The 4,827-nt window shown below is 29.6% G+C and carries 1 pseudogene and 1 CRISPR repeat array; the pseudogene reads left to right on the top strand.

Annotated features, from left to right (window positions below):
- Positions 1 to 21 precede the first annotated feature (21 nt).
- Positions 22 to 3,756: a CRISPR direct-repeat array (repeat unit 36 nt; unit sequence GTTTTTGTGCTGTACAATTTCTTACTAGAGTAAAAC).
- A gap of 854 nt (positions 3,757 to 4,610) precedes the next feature.
- Positions 4,611 to 4,827, top strand: a pseudogene (locus tag MOSC01_RS05015) (IS256 family transposase); the annotation flags it as partial.

Below are 4,827 nucleotides of genomic sequence, written 5' to 3'. Positions count from 1 at the left end.
TAAAACCGAATATGCAGCCTTGTTTTTGTGCTGTACAATTTCTTACTAGAGTAAAACTTTATCTTGGTATAATAAACAAAATAGTCGTTTTTGTGCTGTACAATTTCTTACTAGAGTAAAACTCAATTAGTGATTCTGCTAATTTCATTTCTCGTTTTTGTGCTGTACAATTTCTTACTAGAGTAAAACACCGAAGGTGAAGCAAAAACATTATCTAAGGTTTTTGTGCTGTACAATTTCTTACTAGAGTAAAACTAAAAAAGAAGCAAAGGGCAAGTAAAGGCGGTTTTTGTGCTGTACAATTTCTTACTAGAGTAAAACATACATTTGAAAAAGGAACAAAATTATGCTGTTTTTGTGCTGTACAATTTCTTACTAGAGTAAAACGATAAACGCTTATAAGTATATTAAAGAAGAGTTTTTGTGCTGTACAATTTCTTACTAGAGTAAAACTTGAATTGTAGCAATGTAGTCTTTTCAGTTGTTTTTGTGCTGTACAATTTCTTACTAGAGTAAAACCTAACCTTTGTTTTGCCCCATATTTTGCCTGTTTTTGTGCTGTACAATTTCTTACTAGAGTAAAACAATATACAAAATAGCAGGCGGCACAGCACCGTTTTTGTGCTGTACAATTTCTTACTAGAGTAAAACACGCGAGCGAATGGTAAGGCGGCAGACCACGTTTTTGTGCTGTACAATTTCTTACTAGAGTAAAACATTTGCTGAACTCTTAGTTTTTTTAAATCCAGTTTTTGTGCTGTACAATTTCTTACTAGAGTAAAACTCCTGAGTCAAAAAAACCAAAAAATAATTAGTTTTTGTGCTGTACAATTTCTTACTAGAGTAAAACTTTTTGATTTTTAAATAATTGTAAGTCCCCGTTTTTGTGCTGTACAATTTCTTACTAGAGTAAAACTATATCAGATTTTTATTTATCTGAGACTCAGTTTTTGTGCTGTACAATTTCTTACTAGAGTAAAACAGCAAAAAGAATTTACTATGAAAACCGCGAGTTTTTGTGCTGTACAATTTCTTACTAGAGTAAAACGCAAATCTAACAAAATTACGTGCCAAGAGTGTTTTTGTGCTGTACAATTTCTTACTAGAGTAAAACACTATTTGAATCTGGAATATTTAACTCAATGTTTTTGTGCTGTACAATTTCTTACTAGAGTAAAACATAATTATAGAAGACGACTCTCAATTTTCTGTTTTTGTGCTGTACAATTTCTTACTAGAGTAAAACTTGAGAATTAAAAAAATTATTTGCCCAATAGTTTTTGTGCTGTACAATTTCTTACTAGAGTAAAACTTCATAGTAAATTCTTTTTGCTTTAATTTTGTTTTTGTGCTGTACAATTTCTTACTAGAGTAAAACATAAAAATTTTATTTTTATGGTATAATTATGTTTTTGTGCTGTACAATTTCTTACTAGAGTAAAACGTACTTTTCCAAAATTATACTAAACAGCCTGTTTTTGTGCTGTACAATTTCTTACTAGAGTAAAACATAATTTTTTCGAGTTTGTTTTCCTTAACTGTTTTTGTGCTGTACAATTTCTTACTAGAGTAAAACTCTAAGACTTCCAAATCGGCGCCGACAAGTGTTTTTGTGCTGTACAATTTCTTACTAGAGTAAAACCCCCACAAGAGAGGCATTTGCTCAAAGACTAGTTTTTGTGCTGTACAATTTCTTACTAGAGTAAAACTTCATTGTAGTCAAACTTGATGATCTTCAAGTTTTTGTGCTGTACAATTTCTTACTAGAGTAAAACATTGAATAGACTCTTGTTGTTTTTGGAAATGTTTTTGTGCTGTACAATTTCTTACTAGAGTAAAACAAACACGAGAGTGATATAAAAAATAATATAGTTTTTGTGCTGTACAATTTCTTACTAGAGTAAAACTAAAAATAACAAAAAATAATGTCTCTCGAGGTTTTTGTGCTGTACAATTTCTTACTAGAGTAAAACTGTATTTTCGTCGTACCAATCGCGAGTTTCGTTTTTGTGCTGTACAATTTCTTACTAGAGTAAAACTATTTACAAAATAAAGTTGACCAAAACATAGTTTTTGTGCTGTACAATTTCTTACTAGAGTAAAACGTCAAAAAAAACAACCTCATAGTCATTAAATGTTTTTGTGCTGTACAATTTCTTACTAGAGTAAAACACTCGCTCAAAAAAATAATTACAAAATAGAGTTTTTGTGCTGTACAATTTCTTACTAGAGTAAAACAACTTTGTATACAAAGTCGATATCGCACTTGTTTTTGTGCTGTACAATTTCTTACTAGAGTAAAACTTGATAATTCGGTTAGTATATTAGCAGCGTGTTTTTGTGCTGTACAATTTCTTACTAGAGTAAAACTTAGAAAATACCCGAGACATAGGTCTGAATGTTTTTGTGCTGTACAATTTCTTACTAGAGTAAAACTGAACATATAGTCAATTTTTGTTAAGGCTATGTTTTTGTGCTGTACAATTTCTTACTAGAGTAAAACAAGCACAAGATGTTTTTTATAAGGAAATTAGTTTTTGTGCTGTACAATTTCTTACTAGAGTAAAACGAGGTGATTGAAAATTATTGTCAAAAACACGTTTTTGTGCTGTACAATTTCTTACTAGAGTAAAACCAAATTGAAACGAAGACTACAAAAATAAAGGTTTTTGTGCTGTACAATTTCTTACTAGAGTAAAACTATTAGGAAATTTTAAACAAGTTACTTTAGGTTTTTGTGCTGTACAATTTCTTACTAGAGTAAAACTAGTGTAGTTCATTTTCGGGCATACACAAAGTTTTTGTGCTGTACAATTTCTTACTAGAGTAAAACGATAATGCTTTAAATAATTCTAATAAATGTGTTTTTGTGCTGTACAATTTCTTACTAGAGTAAAACTTAATTGTTGGAAAATCAAACTTAGGGTCAGTTTTTGTGCTGTACAATTTCTTACTAGAGTAAAACGTTTGAAGTTACGATAAATTACTTAATCATGTTTTTGTGCTGTACAATTTCTTACTAGAGTAAAACCGTCGCTTAAAAGATGTTGAAATCCCGCTGGTTTTTGTGCTGTACAATTTCTTACTAGAGTAAAACTAAAAGGGCAAAAACTAGGTAATTAGGGTAGTTTTTGTGCTGTACAATTTCTTACTAGAGTAAAACAGTTATGATATTTTTTAGTCAAATTGTCAAGTTTTTGTGCTGTACAATTTCTTACTAGAGTAAAACTTTATAATCCAAAGTTTTTTGATCTGCCGAAGTTTTTGTGCTGTACAATTTCTTACTAGAGTAAAACAAAAGCTTGATAATTTAAAAATTGACCATAGTTTTTGTGCTGTACAATTTCTTACTAGAGTAAAACTATTGTCTAAGTAAACTGCCGTTTTTCATGGTTTTTGTGCTGTACAATTTCTTACTAGAGTAAAACTATCAGTAATACTAATACCATATTTGATTAGTTTTTGTGCTGTACAATTTCTTACTAGAGTAAAACGAATTAGAACAGGTTACAAAACAGATTTTCGTTTTTGTGCTGTACAATTTCTTACTAGAGTAAAACAATTGAACTTATTAACCAAATTAGTGATAAGTTTTTGTGCTGTACAATTTCTTACTAGAGTAAAACAATTTTGAATGAAAAAGATTTAGATGCAGTTTTTGTGCTGTACAGTTTCTTACTAGAGTAAAACAAAGCAATAAAGTTTTCAAACTCACGCTTTGTTTTTGTGCTGTACAGTTTCTTACTAGAGTAAAACTTAAGACATCGAGGAGGCCTATGAAAAAAGCATGTTTGTGTGAATTAAAATTGCTTTTTAGAGTAAAAGATGAATACTACAAGGCAAGACGCAAGAACAAGTATAGTTATTGTATGGCAGAATATTTTATTAGAATAAAGCAACATTTAGACAAGGGGGCCTTAAAATGCCGCTGTTCTTGCGCTATAGAATTTATTAATCGAATAAAATGGCTCTACCAACATGTTACCACTTATGGCATATTATTTCAGTGCTGCGAAATTTCTTACTAGAGTAAAACAATATTATATCTAATACCATATAAACAAACACGAACAGGCACTAAATTAAACAAAGCAAACCCTTTTTCAATAAATGAGGATGACGCGCAAATGAATAGATCACTAGCACAAGTTTTGATAATGATAACCTTATGATTAATACTAATTGGAATTATAATTGCATCGGTTTAGAAGATATGACTTTATACCCCAATTAACCAAGTTTTTGCACTGTACAATTTTTTATTAGAGTAAATCCTAATCACAAATTTTAATAACTTTGACTATATTTATCTAATGGATTTGATAGTTAATAATTTAGAAAATTAAAAATTTAATTTGAATTTAAAAATTCTTTTATATTGCTTGAAGGCACAAAAAAAGAAATACCTTCAACTGGTTTTTCATTTATAAGGCGAAAAGTCATTATCCCAATTACTTTGCTTTTAGTATTTAAAACAGGGTCGCCAAGTAATATTAAATATTTTGTGTTTTTAAAGTAAATCTATTTTGATAAAATTTATCATAAAGGACCAAAATATGAAAAACAGCAAAAAACATTATCACCATTTGAGTTAGAAGCTAAGAAAATTGTTGACAAATACGCTGATTATAAAAAATTAAAAAAAGAAGATTTTCACAACGAAATTTCGCATATTTATAAAATTTTGTTGAGAGACACTCTTAAATGCAGAATGAACCAACATTTAGGCTATGAAACACGCAACCGAAACAAAAAAGGCGTGCATAGACCGAATAAGCGAAACGGATTTTCAGGCAAAACTGTAAATTATAATCATAATAATTTTCG

This window comes from Mesomycoplasma ovipneumoniae SC01, from assembly GCF_000218525.1.
In the GTDB taxonomy this organism is placed as follows: domain Bacteria; phylum Bacillota_I; class Bacilli_A; order Mycoplasmatales; family Metamycoplasmataceae; genus Mesomycoplasma; species Mesomycoplasma ovipneumoniae_A.
Note: the sequence above shows the minus strand (reverse complement) of the source record. Positions and strands in the feature narration are given on the sequence as shown.